This window comes from Variovorax sp. GW821-FHT10B04 (genome assembly GCF_059415645.1).
On sequence record NZ_JBWKNQ010000012.1, the window covers coordinates 12,408 to 26,806 of the forward strand.

General features: G+C 65.8%; 13 protein-coding genes. All 13 read left to right on the forward strand.

All coding sequences use genetic code 11. The features are described 5' to 3' along the window. The first annotated feature begins 1 nt into the window (after position 1). The 13 genes from AC07PZ_RS24730 (at position 2) to AC07PZ_RS24790 (ending at position 14,095) form a co-directional block, all read left to right on the forward strand. Complete coding sequence (locus AC07PZ_RS24730; protein ID WP_495297806.1) at positions 2-790, forward strand: hypothetical protein; 789 nt, start codon at positions 2-4, stop codon at positions 788-790. A 1-nt stretch (position 791) separates the two neighbouring features. Further along, positions 792-2,903, forward strand: coding sequence for a hypothetical protein (locus AC07PZ_RS24735; RefSeq protein ID WP_495297807.1), 2,112 nt, complete (start codon positions 792-794; stop codon positions 2,901-2,903). 9 nt (positions 2,904-2,912) lie between these two features. Then, positions 2,913-4,601 carry a hypothetical protein gene (locus tag AC07PZ_RS24740; protein ID WP_495297997.1) on the forward strand — a complete coding sequence of 563 codons (1,689 nt, stop codon included), beginning with the start codon at positions 2,913-2,915 and terminating at the stop codon, positions 4,599-4,601. A gap of 2 nt (positions 4,602-4,603) precedes the next feature. Then, a complete protein-coding gene (locus tag AC07PZ_RS24745) occupies positions 4,604-7,618 on the forward strand; it encodes a hypothetical protein (RefSeq protein ID WP_495297808.1) in 3,015 nt (1,004 codons plus the stop codon). Positions 7,619-7,701: 83 nt separating this feature from the next. Next, positions 7,702-8,196: a hypothetical protein gene (locus AC07PZ_RS24750; RefSeq protein WP_495297809.1), complete on the forward strand. Its 495-nt coding sequence runs from the start codon at positions 7,702-7,704 to the stop codon at positions 8,194-8,196. Positions 8,197-8,198: 2 nt separating this feature from the next. Continuing rightward, positions 8,199-10,544 (forward strand): phage head spike fiber domain-containing protein, encoded by a 2,346-nt coding sequence (locus tag AC07PZ_RS24755; RefSeq protein WP_495297810.1) that lies wholly within the window; start codon positions 8,199-8,201, stop codon positions 10,542-10,544. Continuing rightward, positions 10,541-10,891: a hypothetical protein gene (locus AC07PZ_RS24760; protein WP_495297811.1), complete on the forward strand. Its 351-nt coding sequence runs from the start codon at positions 10,541-10,543 to the stop codon at positions 10,889-10,891. The genes AC07PZ_RS24755 and AC07PZ_RS24760 overlap by 4 nt, the downstream gene beginning before the upstream one ends. Before the next feature lie 8 nt (positions 10,892-10,899). Continuing rightward, entirely contained in the window at positions 10,900-11,223 is a 324-nt protein-coding gene (locus AC07PZ_RS24765; RefSeq protein WP_495297812.1) for a hypothetical protein, read from the forward strand. After that, entirely contained in the window at positions 11,223-11,504 is a 282-nt protein-coding gene (locus tag AC07PZ_RS24770) for a hypothetical protein (protein WP_495297813.1), read from the forward strand. The genes AC07PZ_RS24765 and AC07PZ_RS24770 overlap by 1 nt, the downstream gene beginning before the upstream one ends. After that, positions 11,501-12,010 (forward strand): lysozyme, encoded by a 510-nt coding sequence (locus tag AC07PZ_RS24775; RefSeq protein WP_495297814.1) that lies wholly within the window; start codon positions 11,501-11,503, stop codon positions 12,008-12,010. Before AC07PZ_RS24770 ends, AC07PZ_RS24775 begins: the two co-directional genes overlap by 4 nt. Further along, positions 11,995-12,534, forward strand: coding sequence for a hypothetical protein (locus tag AC07PZ_RS24780; protein WP_495297815.1), 540 nt, complete (start codon positions 11,995-11,997; stop codon positions 12,532-12,534). Before AC07PZ_RS24775 ends, AC07PZ_RS24780 begins: the two co-directional genes overlap by 16 nt. Positions 12,535-12,693: 159 nt before the next feature. Next, positions 12,694-13,185, forward strand: a complete 492-nt coding sequence (locus tag AC07PZ_RS24785) for a hypothetical protein (protein WP_495297816.1) — start codon at positions 12,694-12,696, stop codon at positions 13,183-13,185. Positions 13,186-13,516: 331 nt separating this feature from the next. Further along, the gene (locus AC07PZ_RS24790; protein ID WP_495297817.1) at positions 13,517-14,095 is read left to right on the forward strand and encodes an MltR family transcriptional regulator; all 579 of its coding nucleotides are present in this window, start codon (positions 13,517-13,519) and stop codon (positions 14,093-14,095) included. Positions 14,096-14,399: the final 304 nt, after the last annotated feature.

The window sequence follows — 14,399 nt, forward strand, 5'->3', positions numbered from 1 at the left end:
CATGACCGTTCGTCTCAGTTCCAACCTTCGCCGCTTCCTGGCGGGCTCGGGCTCGCTGAAACAGGCTCTCACCAACGCGGAGATCCGCGTCTACACCGGCGCGCAGCCGGCCAGTGCTGATGCGGCACCCACCGGCACGCTGCTGGTGACCTACACCGCTGCCGCCGCCGCGCGCGTCGCAGAGGCGCAGGCCGTCGGCACGGTAACGCTGGCCGGTGCTGGCGGCTCGGTGAACACGCTCACGATCGGCGGTGTCGCGGCCATCGCCGCGGCGGTACCGTTCACGACCGACCTGGCGACCACCGCCGGGCTGCTGGCCACCGCGATCAACGAATATCAGTCGAGCGAGGAGTTCTTCGCGGTCGCGGCCGGCGCGGTCGTGTCGATCTATGCGCTGCCCGGTACCGGCGCCACCGCCAACGCCAAGGTCATCGCCACCACCGTCACGACGATGACGGCCACGCCTGCGAACTTCGCGGGCGGCACGGCGGGCTCGAATGGTTTGACGTGGGGTGCGGCATCGACTGCCGGCGTGCTGCCGCGGCTCGCCAGCCAGACCGCATCGGGCGTCGGCGTGGCCGGCGGCAACGGCGGCTGGTTCCGCATCGTCTCGGGCGCGGCCGACCCGAACACGGCCAGTCCGTCGCACCCGTTCGTGTTCCGCGTGGATGGCAGCATCGGCGTGGGCGCGGGCAACGGCGACATGACGCTGGAGGGCAGCAGCTACTTCGGTGCGGACGCGACCCACACGATCGCGACCTTCACCGCGTCGATCCTGAACCCGAGCTGATATGCCGACGCCGGTCGCCGTCTCCCCGGCGGTATCGCTGACCCTCACGGGTCGGTACCTCATCGCCGACAATGTCCCCGGTGCCGCGCTGTATGGCGATGCGTCGTCGGGGCTGCTCGTCATCGGCGCGTCGCTGGTCACTGGCACGGAGACGGACTCGCGCGTTGGTGTCGTGGAATTCGCAGGCGGCGCCGCGTTCACGCAACTGCCACGGGGCAGCCTTTCGGACATTGCGTCCACGAACCCGGTTTCGCTCGCTGGCTGGCCACATGCGACCACGCCGCGCGTTGCTGCCGCCATCGGCGGCGCCGGCGGGCGAATCGTGCTGTGGGAGAAGACCGGCAGCACCTGGGCCGTGAAGGCGAGTCTTTCAACGCCAAGCGGCGGTGTGCGGGTAGTCAGCTTCGATCCGACCACCGGCGACCTCTACGCCGTCAATTCGAACATCGGCGGCACCTTCGCGACCTATCTGCTGGCGCCCAGTGCCGGCGCGTTGACGGCCTCACTTGTTGTGAGCAACCCGGCCAGCATCACCAATGCCGGTAGCAACTATGGCTACGGCAATGCGTGCGTCGCGACGGGCAAGTTCGTGCTCCACAACGGCAGTTCGACGATGGCTGTCGGCGGACCATCGGGCTCGACCACGTGGGTGCAGACGGCTACGCCCCCGAACTCGCCGCCGGTCGTGGTCAACCCGCTCCATGCGCACTCGGCGCTCGTCTACTGGGCTCCGGCCGAGTCGCCAGCGAAGTTCTATTCGGCCGATCCGGTGACGCTGGCAAACGTCGGCGTTGTGACGAGCACCGCGAGCGGGCCTTCGTATCACTGGGTCGGCGTCAAGAACTCGAGTGCGAGCCTGATTGCTTACCGCAATGAGTCGTCGAACCGGCTTGACGTGTACAGCACGGCGGACACCTCCGACTTTCAGACGATCGCGCCGCTCACCGGCACGACGATCATGGCGCTCGGCGGCGGCGCGCTCGCCGTATTCGACAACTACTACGACGCGGGCCCGCTGCTGCGCGTCTATCCCTACATCGTGGCTCCGGCGCCGACCAACACCGTGTCGGACGGCGCGGTCGGTGTGCGCGTGAGCACGGTAGGCGAGGCAATCAGCGGCGAGAACGGCATTCGGCTGAATGCTGCTGGCGCGCTCTCGGCGGTGGCCACGGTCGCCGGCACGCGTGGGCCGTCGACATCGGTCGCCTACGGCGTGATCGGCGCTCAACTGGGCGTGGATGCCGCGGCCGGTGCGCCGCAGGCAGGCACGGCCATCGGCGCTGCCGTCAGCGTCACGGGGACCATGCAGCCCGGGCAGGGCATGCGCGGCGGCATCTCGGCGCTGGTCGGCAGCAGCGGCACGGCGGCGAGCGGGCGGCTCAGCGTCGGCGCCATCACCACGACCGTCAGGGCGGCCAGCACTGGGCGCACCCTCACCTCGGCGCGCGGCGCAGCTGCAGTCGCTGTCGGCGCCGCTGGCGCTGTGCGTGCCACGACCTCGGCGGCTGGCAGCCTGGGCGTGCTGGTCACGGCCGCCGGAACGCGCGGCACCGGCACGACGGCTTCGGGCGCAGTCTCGGCGGCTACCGGCGCAGCGGCCACCGCGTGTCTCGGCACGCGCGCGTCGGGCCGCGTGGCGGTTGCTGTTTCCGCCGCCGGGCGCGCCGCGCGTGTGCGCATCCGCCGCGGGTACCTCATGGGCCCATACGCGGCGATGGCGCGGCACACGATCGATGCTGTTGGCTACGCCGTTGTCGACGGCGCTCCTCTGGTGCTCGGCGCCGGCACGCTGGGGCTGGACGGCGCGGCCAACATGCCCGCGGCTCTCACCACGCGCAGCTCTGACTTCGGCGACCCGCGCGCCAAGAACTTGCCGCTGGTCTGGCTAGACGCCGACCTCTCCGCCGACGCGGTGCTCACCGCATCGAACGAGCAGCGCAGTGACACCTACCCCGTGGCCTATGTCGCCACGGCATTGACGACGCGCGTGACGCTGGGCCGCGGCTCTCAGGGGCGGTACTGGCAGCTCACGGTGCAAGGGCAGGGCGGCGCGCTGCGGTTGCGCGCCTTGGAGGCCATCGGGGGCAGCAAGCCCACGCGGCGAACGAAGTAAGGAACAGACGTGGCAGCAGAAGACATCATCAACGCCGCACAGGTGAACATTGCATCGACAGTCAGCCAACTGCAGTCGATGGTCACCGAGCTGCGCGGCATCGCAACGGCGGCGCCGGTCATCTCGGCCACACCGCTGCAGGACTACACGCCCTCGTTGATCGGCGCGGATCCCAACTATCAACCGCAGGCGCTGGACTCGTTCAGCTCACCCAACGCGGACCCGCTGGCGGGGGTGACCTTCCCCGGTGACGCGCCGGTCGCGCCAGCCTACACGCCGAGCACCGCCTACAACCCGGTTGAATGGCGCGACACCGTGGATCCGACGCTGCTGCCCGTCGACATGCCTGATGCGCCGGTGGTCCAGTTCGCTGCGCGGCCCGACCTCATCCCGGTGAGCACCAACGTGCAGGCGCCTCAGGTGAACCTCGCGGCGCTCGACCTGAATGCATTCCGGCCGGCGGATGGGCTGCCGGCTGCACCCGATCTGTCCGCCTCGAGCGTGGAACGTGAGTTCGCGCAGGCCATCACGGACGAGCGCTTCGCCACCTGGTTGCAGTCCCTGTGGGACGGCACGAACCTCGACAACGGGCACCGGCTGTTTCAAGCCGGCCGCGATCGCATCGTCGGGGAGGCGCGCCGCGGCCAGGCGCAGGTCATGAACCAGTTGAGCGCGCGTAACCTCCGCATGCCCTCGGGGCTCATGGCTGACGCGCTGCGTGAAGTCGCGCGCGACACGAATGGCAAGCTGGCGGACCTGAACCGCGAGATCACCCTGAAGCGCGCCGACCAGCTGGTGCTGCAGCAGCAGGACGCCAGCGGCAAGGCCATCCAGTTCATCGATCTGCTGAAGCGCTACGCGCAGTCGGCGATGGACCGCGCGCTGCAGCTGCAGCGCATCAACATCGACGCGGCGCAGGTCAAGCTGCAATATGCCGTGCAGGCCTACAACGCCAAGCTCGAGGCGCTGCGCACCTACCTGGCCGCGTGGACCGAGGAGCGGCAGCGCGCCCTGGTCGCAGTCGAGGTCTTCCAGCAGCTGATCGCAGCCGAGCGGCTGAAGGTCGATGTGAACGCGCAGCAGATCGCCGCATGGGATGCCAGCATCCGCGCCGAGCGGGCCAAGATCGATGTCTACAGCGAGCTGGTGCGTGGTGTCGGCATGCGCGCGACGGTCAATCAGTCGATCCTCGAGGCCTACCGCACGCGGATCCAAGCAGAGGTCTCGCGCTTCGGCCAGAACGAGCTGAAGCTGCGTGCCATCGAGGCCGAGCAGCGCGGCGAGCAGACCAAGTTCTCCGCGTTCGGCGAGCAGGTGCGGGCATACGGCGCGCAGGTGGAAGCGGCCAATGCGAAGGTGCAGGCGCGCGTTGCCGCGCTGCAGGCGCAGGTCGCTGCCTACCGGGTCTATGTCGACCAGGTGCGCACTGGCAACGCCAACCTGCTCGATGGCGAGAGACTGAAGATCGAGGCGTCGAAGCTGGACGTGGACATCGAGGGGGTGAAGCTGTCGGCGAACCGGGCGATCAACGATCGCTTGTCCAACGACTTTGCCGTGGTGTCCCGCGATGCCATTGCCGCGCACCAGACCGCCGTGCAAGGCGTCGCCGCCGCAATGCAGTCTCTCGGCAGCGCCATCGGCGGGGCGTCGAGCTCCATCGCTGGCGTGGCGCAGGACAGCGACATCAGCTACACCTGACGATGGCACCCCAGATCATCGTGCAGGGCGGCACGCAGGCCTGCCGTGCGTGGGTTCGGAACGTGGCGGCGATGGCGCTGGCGGCCGACCCGAACCGCACGCACCAGAGCGTGCGCGTGCTGGGTGACGAGGTCGCGCACATTCGGTACACCGGGCAGGGGCGCTGCACGATCCGCATTGACGGCGGCGAGGAGGCCAAGGGCGTGGCGTTCCAGCTGCTGCACGACCAGCAGTTGCAGCCCGAGTGGTACGGCGTGAGCTACGAAGGCAGCGGATTTCGCGTGCGTCGCATCGCTCCGCCGCAGTTCGATCGCACCTGGTATGGGCCCGGCACACGCAAGCTGCATTGGTGCGCCGGCAAGCCGCCGAGCGCCGCGCAGCTGGAGGCCTGGGCGAAGGTGCGCGGCTCTTCGGCGGCCGGCGCGCTGGTGGCGATCGACGAAGAAATTCTGGCGGCTGGCGCCGCGGCCGGTAGCGGCACCGCGAATCTGCTGATCCTGAAGGGCGCGCTCGGCGCCCAGCTGCAGGTGATCGCCCGCTGGTATTCGACCGGCAGCGCGAGCTATCAGGACGCGCCGGTGCTCGCCGTGCCGGCCTACAACGGCATGGGCGAGGTGAAGCGGCAGGTCATGTGCAGCAGCTTCAGCCCGGACGGCCTCAAGGTGGTCGTGGCAGGCATGCGTGCTGGTGCCGTCGACGTGACGTTTCGTTTCGGCGCGGCGCCGGTGCTGGCGCAGATGCGCGACGCCGACGTGCTGCCGGCAGAGTTCGTCTCGTTCACGGGCGGCTACGCGCGGGAGGCGCACACCCGCAGCGACATCGGCGAGCCGGTCTATGCCGGCGTGCGCACCGCCGGCGCAGGCTACTGGGTGGGTGACGCGTGCGTCGAGGAGGTTGTGACGGAGCCGGCGCTGTACGAGGCCTATGCGGTCAGCAAGAAATCGACGACCCAACGCATGGAGATCGACACGCTGGATCTGCATCGCAGCAACGACGCGGCGGACGCACTCATGTGGGTGCACCGGGAGATCGGCAGCGAGGAGCACACGCATGCGCTGCCGCTGCCCGTGTTGCGCGCGGTCGGGGCGGAGGGTGACTGCGATCTGGGTGACGGGTTGTGGGCGACGATCGATGTGACGATCCCGGCCGGCACCATCTTCGGCTCCATTCCTGGCCTCGGCGATGCCAACTACCAGGGGCGTTACTGGATAGACCACGACGCCCCGGCGGGCGGCATGTTCCCGGCTTTTCTTGGGCCCGTGGAATCCCATGGTCTGATCATGCTGTCCCTCGAGACGCGCTCAGTCACATCACCATTCGGGGCTTTGGAGGCGTTGCCTGGCGTGGCTCCGGGTTATCCGCCCATCGACGGCGCGGCCGGGGAGCGGTCATACGAGGAGTACGCCGCCCAGTGGGACAGCTACGTCAGTGGCGGGAGGTGGAGTGGCCGCGACGAGCACAACGAATGGACTGGACTGCCATTCGTGCGCCCGCTAGTGGTGCCCGAAGGGGTAGAGGGGCAAGGCAGGTTGCTCGGGCTGAAATATGGCAGCGGTACACCCAGCTTCGGGGAGGACGCGAACACGCTCTTCAGCTACCAGAACTTCACGAGCATCGAACAGAGCGGCATCACGACCTATGGTCGGTCCCTCTACACGGCGGCCATCCGGCAGGTTCGGCAGTTCGACCCCGCCGAGACGGTGGACGGCGCGCCGCTCTATACGATCGTCACGCAGGATGTTGTCGTCACGGAATCCTTGGGGGTCGGCACCACCCTGACCTACACGGTGCTGTACTACCGTCTCAACGCCGACATCGTGGTCCAGCTGAGAAAGTGGCCGCTCGAGCGCCTGCCCGATCCCGGTCTGCCGGTGCGAGGCTACCTGGCTGACAACGACTATCCATTTGGGAAGATCGACCAGGCGCAGACGCTGAACAGCGCCTCGTTCCTCGTCGCCGGCAAGGTCGCAGAGCAGGTGCAGCAGCTCGCGATGACGACGACTACCACGCTGGCGACCACAGGCTCTGATCCCTATGCGTCGGCGGTGCTGACAGTCGCGCGCAACACAGTGCGCGGCGCCGGCACGCTCGACGATGCGCGTCCGACGGTCATGTTCCCGCTGGCGGCGCGGCTGCTGGCCGGCGCGCGCGTGATCGACCACGTGGCCGGCGAGATGCTCACGCGCGACGGCCTGGCCGGTGCGCTCTCCAGCAGCAGCGGGTTCAATACGCCCGCCGTGCGGGACTTCAGTGTCACGGCCGCGCTCGACTTGGATCTGCGGCTGCCAGGGTGGGACGACGCGCTCGTCGCCTCGCTTGGCGGACGCGGCGTCGTCTCCGCGCCGATCGAGAACGCCGTCGTGAAGCGCCAAGTCTGGGCCTTTGGCACGCTGGTCGCGACGGTGACGATTCAGGATTCAGCGCCTGCGTTGACCAGCCGAAAGCACCTGATCATGTCGCGCGCGTTCAGCGAAACCGAACTCCCGTTGATCGATGCGAATGGTGCTGCCGCGCGCATCGCGGACTATGGCCTGCAGCACATCGGCGCGATGGGCGCGCACGGCGGGCTGCGGGACTTTTCCGTTGGCTACACCGGCAGCTTCTACGGCGCGGTGTCGACCAACGTGTTTGGGTACGGCGGCGCGGACTTCGGTCTGGGCACGTATCGGGCGCAGCGGACGCCCGGCTCGACCTTGCCCTGGTACAGCCAGTTCTCGTGGGCCTTCAGTCCTGGCAGCACGGCACTCGACGGCGAGGCGCTCTCATACCCCGAAGCCTACGGATACGGCACCTCGACCGATCCTGCCTTCGTGGCGCCATACCCCGGCAGGGTCTGCGACGTGGCCTACAGCCAGGACACATCGATCGTCGTGACCACGGCTCGCGGCACCGCGCATGTGGCGCACCGCACCGCCGCTGGCGCTGTCGTGCACGCCGACCTGCTGGCGCTGCTCGGCAAGGCTGGCGCCGCAGGCTACAGCCGGTCTTGGTGGGTGGTGAGCCTGACGGAGCTGTAGCAACACCCCCTTAGAGATTGCCCCATGGGAGGGCCGCCGATTGAATCCCCGCATTGGCCGCGGCCATCTGAACGGGAAACACCATGGACCAAAACATCAACTCGGGCATCGGCGTAGCCGAGAAAATGAAGGACATGGGCGACGGCACGCATGCGCGCGTCGTCTACCTCGGCGGCGTGACTGCAGTCGACGGCGCGGATGCGACCTTCGGCGCGAAAGCCGACACGCCGGCCACCAACGACACCGGCGCATTCAGCTTCATGGCGCTGTTCAAGCGCCTGCTGTCTTTCGTGGCGCGCGAGACCTACAGCGCTGTGACGATCACCTCGGTGGCGACCAATGCCACTGGTGCCAACTTCAACGCGTTCGCGGCGCTGGCATGCTCGTCGCTCGACATCGTCAACACGACGGGCACCGACATCGAATACCGGCGCGGTGGCGCTGGGTCCACCATCGTCGTGCCCACTGGCACATCGCGCCTCGTGCAGGGCATCACCAACGCCAACGCGATCAGCCTGCGCCGCGTGGACCAGGGCGCGACTATCGTGACGGTAGCGGCTGAAGCGTTCGCAGTCTGAACATGAAGGTCAGTCGCTCCCGCACCGGCCGCGTCGGCCGCAACCGGCCCACCTCGCGCTCGATCTACTGGGGATTGTGGAATCCGACCGCAATGTTCAAGTTCGGCGAGCAGGGGCTTTGGTACGACCCGAGCGACCTGACCGATGCAAAGATCGCGTGGCGTCGGAATTTGCTGCTCTACAGCAACGACTTCACGCGAACCAATTGGCCCAAGACGGGCGATTTGACGGTCGCAATTCAGAGTGACGGCAGCCAGCTTGCCACCCGCAGCACCTCGGGATATTTTGCCCAACAGAATTCGAATTACGCCAGTGCACCAATTGGCAGCCAATTCGCTTTGCAGCTCAAGGTAAAGCAGGGCGTCGGCTTCTATGGAATGCGGGTTCAATCCACCTACCCGTCCCGTGTGGACATGGTAGTCAACCTTGCAAACGGCACCGTTGCCTATTCGGGATTCAATACCGGATACACGCTGCTTGAAGCCAGCGCCAGCGCGCTCGATGCGCAGGGCTTCTACACGCTTATTCTGAGGGGCGTGGTCGGCACTACCGTCCTGTCTCAAGTCGTGCACGGCCCGGCCCGGGATGCAAGTGCATCATGGGAGGGGGCACCGACCGGAAGCATCTCGGCTTATGTCAAAGAATCTCAATTTGAGCTGGCGAATTCGGCATCTGCCTATCAAGCAATTACTGATTACAGCGCGGAATTCATGGCTGCATTTCCGCAGCACACGCTATTTCAGGACAATCTAGGCGTTACTCCAGTCACTGCTTTCGAGCAGGGCACCGGCCTCTTGGGAGATAAGCGATTCAACGGTGCTCGTAGCACGGAAATGCTGAGCGCATTGAGCGCGGGCGGCCCGTTCACCTCTGTTGGAAACTGGACCACGACCTCGGGCAATTCATCGTTGGCAGTCGTCAACGGGGAAATTGCCGTGACCACCGTTGGCACCGGGTCAACGTGGAGCGCCCGTGTCCCCGGAATTGTCCTGACCGCGGGTATTGCTTACGAATTCATGGTCACCCTGCGAGCATCCGATGTGCTGTTTGCAGGCGGCGTGAAGATGTCGCTCTATAACGAGACGGCGTCAACGAGTGCATACGGCGCAGCGGCCCTGCCTTCACTTACCAATACGACTTTTCGCGTCATATTCACGCCGGCAACGAATATGAACGTGAGTCTGATCGTTGACCGCAGCACCGCCAACTCCGCGGACAACGGCAAGATCATTTATATCGTCAGCGCGTCGGTGAAGCCGTTCATCGGATCCCACGCGAGCCAGGCCACGACGACTGCGCGTCCACTGCTTTCTGCGCGCGTCAACAAGTGCCTCAACTACAACGCCAACCCTACCGATCTGACCGGCGTTACGTTCACCAATGCCACCAACGGCCTGGCGACCGCGACCATCGTTGATGACACCGCGGCACTCGCTGCTGCCGGGCTCTCCGGCCAGGCGACGAGCGGCAAGGTCTACCGCATCGACAACAGCGCGGGGAACAGCAGCGCCTACCTGGTGGCCTCGGGTTCCGTCGGCAATGTCAGCCCACATACCGTGTCAGCCTACGGCCGCCTCATCTCGGGCTCGCTGGTGCGCGTGGAACTCCAAGGTGGTGCCGGCGGCACGACCTCGGCCAATGCGGCCTACACCAAGATTTCCACCACGGTGACGCCAGACACCACGGCGCGCGGCTTGGTGATGCTGGTGCCGGCGGGCGCGGTGGGGCACTTCATCCTGAACCAGCTCGAAGAAGGCAGTACGCCAGCCGCCCGCGTTCAGACCACCACCGGCTCGACCTACGACGCCACGGGCTGGCCGCGCTACCTCTCATTCGACGGCGTGGACGACAACCTGTTGCTCACGAATCTCGACCTGCTGCGCAACACGCCATCCGCCTTCCTGTCGCTGGCCGCCTATGCCCCGCCCACCGGCGCCTCGGGACGCCTCTTCGCGGCCGGGTCGGATCGCTTCCTCTTCTACAAAGGTGCGACCGACAACATTTCGATGGGCGCCCGTGGCCCGGATGCTGATGCCGCTGTCTACGGCGGTGTGGGCGCGGCGCTCGCTGCATCGGAGCAGTTCTCCCTCCTGGCCGCTTATGCGCGGGGCACCGTGCAGACCCGCCGGAACCGGGGTGGGACCATCGCCAATACCGCAATGACTTCGGCCGCCAACACGAGCGACACGGCAAGCGCCGCAATCCGAGTGGGAGCGAATGCCAACGGCGCGTCCGAGTTCGTCAGAGGCAGGCTCTACAACATGCTGCTGCTGTGCACGCGCGAGCCGAGCACCGCCGAAATCACGAAGACCGAAAACGCGATGGAAGCGAAGAGGCTGGCCGCATGAGCTACATCCACCGCTGTCTGGTCGTCCCCGCGGCCCTCGCGCCCACGGTGCGCGGCATGTGCGCTGGCCTCGCCGGCCCGCCGGGCGAAGGCATGTTCACCGTCGGGCTCTCCGCTGACGGCACGGCACCCGCAACGCATTTCATCAGCTCCGGCCCGATCGAAGACACCTTCGCGGGCGTGCTGGCTGACCCTCAAGTCATGTTCGACGCCTGCCAGGCTGGCGGCGTTGCCGACGCCACGCTCGAGGTATGCACCGGCTTGCTGGCTGCCTGCGATGTCTCCGAGCAGCAGCCGTTCGAGGCGCTGGAGCGGCTCGGCTTGCGCCTTCTGATTTCCCCCACCTGAGAGCCATCATGCCCACCGAAGAAGAGCCGCTGGCTTTCTCACAGAAGTACATCGACATGCGCATCCCGCTGTGGGGCGTGCTGTGCGCGGCCGCGTCGGTCGCCTTCCTGCTCGTCAGCATGTACTTCACCACGAACCAGACCGCCAAGGACGTGGCGGACCTGCAGATCACTGTGAAGGCCGGCAACACGCAGGCCATGACCCTTGCCGGCGAGCAGGCGCTCCTCAAGTTCCGCATGGAGAACATCGAGGGCGAGATCCGCACCATCCGCGCGCTGACCGGAACCCAGAGCTCGAGCTTGCTGCCTCCGGCGCAGCAGAGGCGGCAGTGATGCTGGCGCCAATCTCCCGCCGCTGCGCCGCGCTGCACGTGCGCGCCATCGCTTTCTACAACCGGCGCATCGTGCTGGGCTGGTACCGCAAGTGGTCCACCTGGGCCATGGCCGCGGCGATCGTGCTGCCTGACGGCGTGCAGCTGCTGCTCGACCACCTCGACCTCCTGTCCGTGGCCATCCCGCAGCTTGACCCCGTCACGAAGGAGCGTCTGCGCCTCGTGCTGATCGCGCTGGCGTTCGTGCTGCGCCTGGCCAAGCAAAAGGAGCCCCGGCCATGACATCTCCGGCTCAATCCGCACCGGTGGCGACCAAGCCCAGCGCATCGTCCAACCGGACACTGGTCGCGCTCTCTATCGCGGTCGCCATCGCTGGGCCGTTCGAAGGCCTGCGCAACTATGCGTACCGCGACCCTGTCGGCATTCCGACGATCTGCCGCGGCAGCATCGTGGGCGTGAAGATGGGCGACTACAAGACCACGCCCGAATGCGAAGCGCTGTTCGGCAAGGAAATGCTCGAGCGCATTGAGGTTGTCGAGCGATGCGTCCCCGCTTTGCCGATCAACATGCTGGCCGCCTGGGCGAGCGCCATCTTCAACACCGGCAGTGCGATGGTCTGCAACCTGAAGACCTCGACGGCCGCACGGCTGCTGAAGGCCGGCAAGTTCATCGAGGCGTGCCATCAGCTTCCCCGGTGGAACAAGGCCACCGTCAAGGGCTTCCTGATCGAACTGCCTGGTCTGACGCGTCGCCGCAATGCCGAGGAGGCCCTGTGTCTGACGCCCTGAAGTCTGCAGTGATTGCGGCCCTCATCGCTGCATGCGTGGCGCTCGGCCTCGCGGCGTACGGCTACCGCGACCGAGCGCTTCGTGGCGAACTGGCACTGGCCAGCGAGCAGCTGTCTCGCTCTCAGGAAAACGAAGCCCGCAACCGTGTGGCCCTGCGCGAGGCCGAGCGGGTCGCCGCGCTCTCGTCCGCGCATGCCGCGCAGCAACAGGAGAACGTCCATGCCTACAACGAACAGAAGCGCCTTCGGGCCGCTGCTGATGCTGCTCATCGCACTGCTGACGACCAGCTGCGCCACCTCATCGCCTCCGCCAGCGCCGCCCCCAGTGGTGGCGCCGGGCCCGACGCTGACGCCGCTGCCTGCCGAGCTGCTGGAGATCGATCCAAGCTCCTCGGCGACCTACTTGGCGAAGCTGTCGGCTTGGCGCGAGAAGGTCAGGACCTCATTGAGCAGCGTGATGGGGAAGTGACACTGCTGCTGCAGGCGATCAGCGCTGATCGGGCAGTGCTCTCACAAACGCGTTGAGCCAGCAGAGCATGAGTGCCTCTGCGGCGAGTCCGCTGAGTTAACCGTCTTGATGTCTTTTCCGCACTGACACACTGTGGCATCCTCGGCGCTGGCAGTTTTCGGCCAGAAGCAGTCAGCCATCCAGGCCTCCGATCAAAACGGTGGTGCACTACCAATATGTCCTCAAAAGCCGTTCTCAAAATCGTCACCATCCTCGCAGTTCTTGCTCTCTCAGGCTGCGCCTACCATCACACACCTTATGCGATGTATGAAGGCACACCGTCCCTGGCAGACACCACTGTCTTCGTGGCGATAGACGATAAGCAGGAAAAGCACACGGCCATTGGCATTCAGTTGATTGATGGAAAGGAGCCCTCCTGTTGGCAGGTCGGTTGCCCCATTTGGACCCGGGTTCTGCCCGGCACACACAAGTTCTCAGTACGTTACTCCTCGAATTTCGGTTTGGCAGTGGGGACGATCTTCTATCAACGGGCCGATCTAGAGATCGAGGTGAAAGATATGAAGCCGAGGCACGTGTACGTCGCGCGCTATCGGGAATCTTCCGGCAGGGTGAACTTTCTCGTCGAGGATTTAGGAGAGAACCCCGAGTTCGGCGTCTGGGTTGGACTCGAGGGCGCAAATCGAAAGTATCACCGGGTTGACTTCTGAATTAGGTGATCGAGCATCTGCGAACAACTCGGCGAGGGCATTTCGGGCCACGACCTCATACCTCAAGTGTGAAGGGGCCTATGGCTCGGATGACCGCTCGCGCGAAGGTCGCTACTTCCGCTTTGGGCCCGTTGCTGACCTTCGACACTTTGAATTGAAAGCCAGAAAGCGGACGTCCAGTTACCCTTCACGCCGCTATCGCCGGCCAATGTTTCGCCTCGAAGGCATCAGAAATCGCGTTAGCGCGGGTTCTCGCCATAATGCCCCGCATCACACAGGCGACAAATAGCGCCCAGCCGCACAGGCGACACGGCTCCCAAGGAGGCTCGCGATGGACTCACAACCGACGAACGAGACGTCGAATGCCGAAGACAAGGCGTTTTCGGACCTTAACCGGTTCATGAAGCTGGTCCGCGACCAGGACGACCGTGCCATGGTTTTGTCGATGGGGTCGTTTATAGAGGAAGCGCTTGGCAGCCTGTTGCTCGCCTACTTCCGCAACTGTAAGGCGACCCGCGAGCTCGTGGAGGGTTTCAACGCACCGCTGGGCACGCTCGGCGCGCGCATCAAGGCCGTCTACGCGTTTGGCCTCGTAGGCGAAGACCAGTTCAAGGATATGGAAATTCTGCGGAAAGTGCGCAACCTGTTCGCGCACGACTGGGAAGGTATCAGTCTGGAGCGCAACGACGTTGCCGCGTTGATCGGGCAACTCAGTGGCTACTCGTTTGAGGGCGTTTCCAAAGACGGGCCTCCACGCGAGCGACTGACACGCACCATCGGATGCATTGCAACCGAGCTGCACATCTTCGCCGGTCGCATCCTTCTCGGTAAGCAGAACAAGGCCCAAGACGTCAGCTTCCGTCTGACAACTACGCCGCCAGTTGCCACGTATCGGCAGCGGTTCGTTTAGCCTACCCGCAACCGGCTTGTCGCGACCGGCACCTTCTGGCCGGATGCTGTCCTCATGGTGGAGGTCGCTTCGGGCCCATAGGCATTACTGGCGCTGCGCGCGACGAGCGATATACACGGCTGCGGCGACGGCCAACGCTGCCCCAACCGCGCCGGATATCAGCAAGTGATCCCGGACGAACGAGTAGCCCCACCACACAGGAACGACCACTACAAAGATCAGAAGCGGCAGCATGTACAGCCACTCTCCGATCTCCGCTGCCGCGCCTATGACTTCGCAGGTTCTACGCCAGCGCCGTGATTTG

Bases quoted from the DNA above. Each gene is read 5' to 3' on its own strand.
- AC07PZ_RS24730 (WP_495297806.1), top strand. From the start codon at position 2: ATGACCGTTCGTCTCAGTTCCAACCTTCGCCGCTTCCTGGCGGGCTCG.
- AC07PZ_RS24735 (WP_495297807.1), top strand. From the start codon at position 792: ATGCCGACGCCGGTCGCCGTCTCCCCGGCGGTATCGCTGACCCTCACG.
- AC07PZ_RS24745 (WP_495297808.1), top strand. From the start codon at position 4,604: ATGGCACCCCAGATCATCGTGCAGGGCGGCACGCAGGCCTGCCGTGCG.
- AC07PZ_RS24750 (WP_495297809.1), top strand. From the start codon at position 7,702: ATGGACCAAAACATCAACTCGGGCATCGGCGTAGCCGAGAAAATGAAG.
- AC07PZ_RS24755 (WP_495297810.1), top strand. From the start codon at position 8,199: ATGAAGGTCAGTCGCTCCCGCACCGGCCGCGTCGGCCGCAACCGGCCC.
- AC07PZ_RS24760 (WP_495297811.1), top strand. From the start codon at position 10,541: ATGAGCTACATCCACCGCTGTCTGGTCGTCCCCGCGGCCCTCGCGCCC.
- AC07PZ_RS24765 (WP_495297812.1), top strand. From the start codon at position 10,900: ATGCCCACCGAAGAAGAGCCGCTGGCTTTCTCACAGAAGTACATCGAC.
- AC07PZ_RS24770 (WP_495297813.1), top strand. From the start codon at position 11,223: ATGCTGGCGCCAATCTCCCGCCGCTGCGCCGCGCTGCACGTGCGCGCC.
- AC07PZ_RS24775 (WP_495297814.1), top strand. From the start codon at position 11,501: ATGACATCTCCGGCTCAATCCGCACCGGTGGCGACCAAGCCCAGCGCA.
- AC07PZ_RS24785 (WP_495297816.1), top strand. From the start codon at position 12,694: ATGTCCTCAAAAGCCGTTCTCAAAATCGTCACCATCCTCGCAGTTCTT.
- AC07PZ_RS24790 (WP_495297817.1), top strand. From the start codon at position 13,517: ATGGACTCACAACCGACGAACGAGACGTCGAATGCCGAAGACAAGGCG.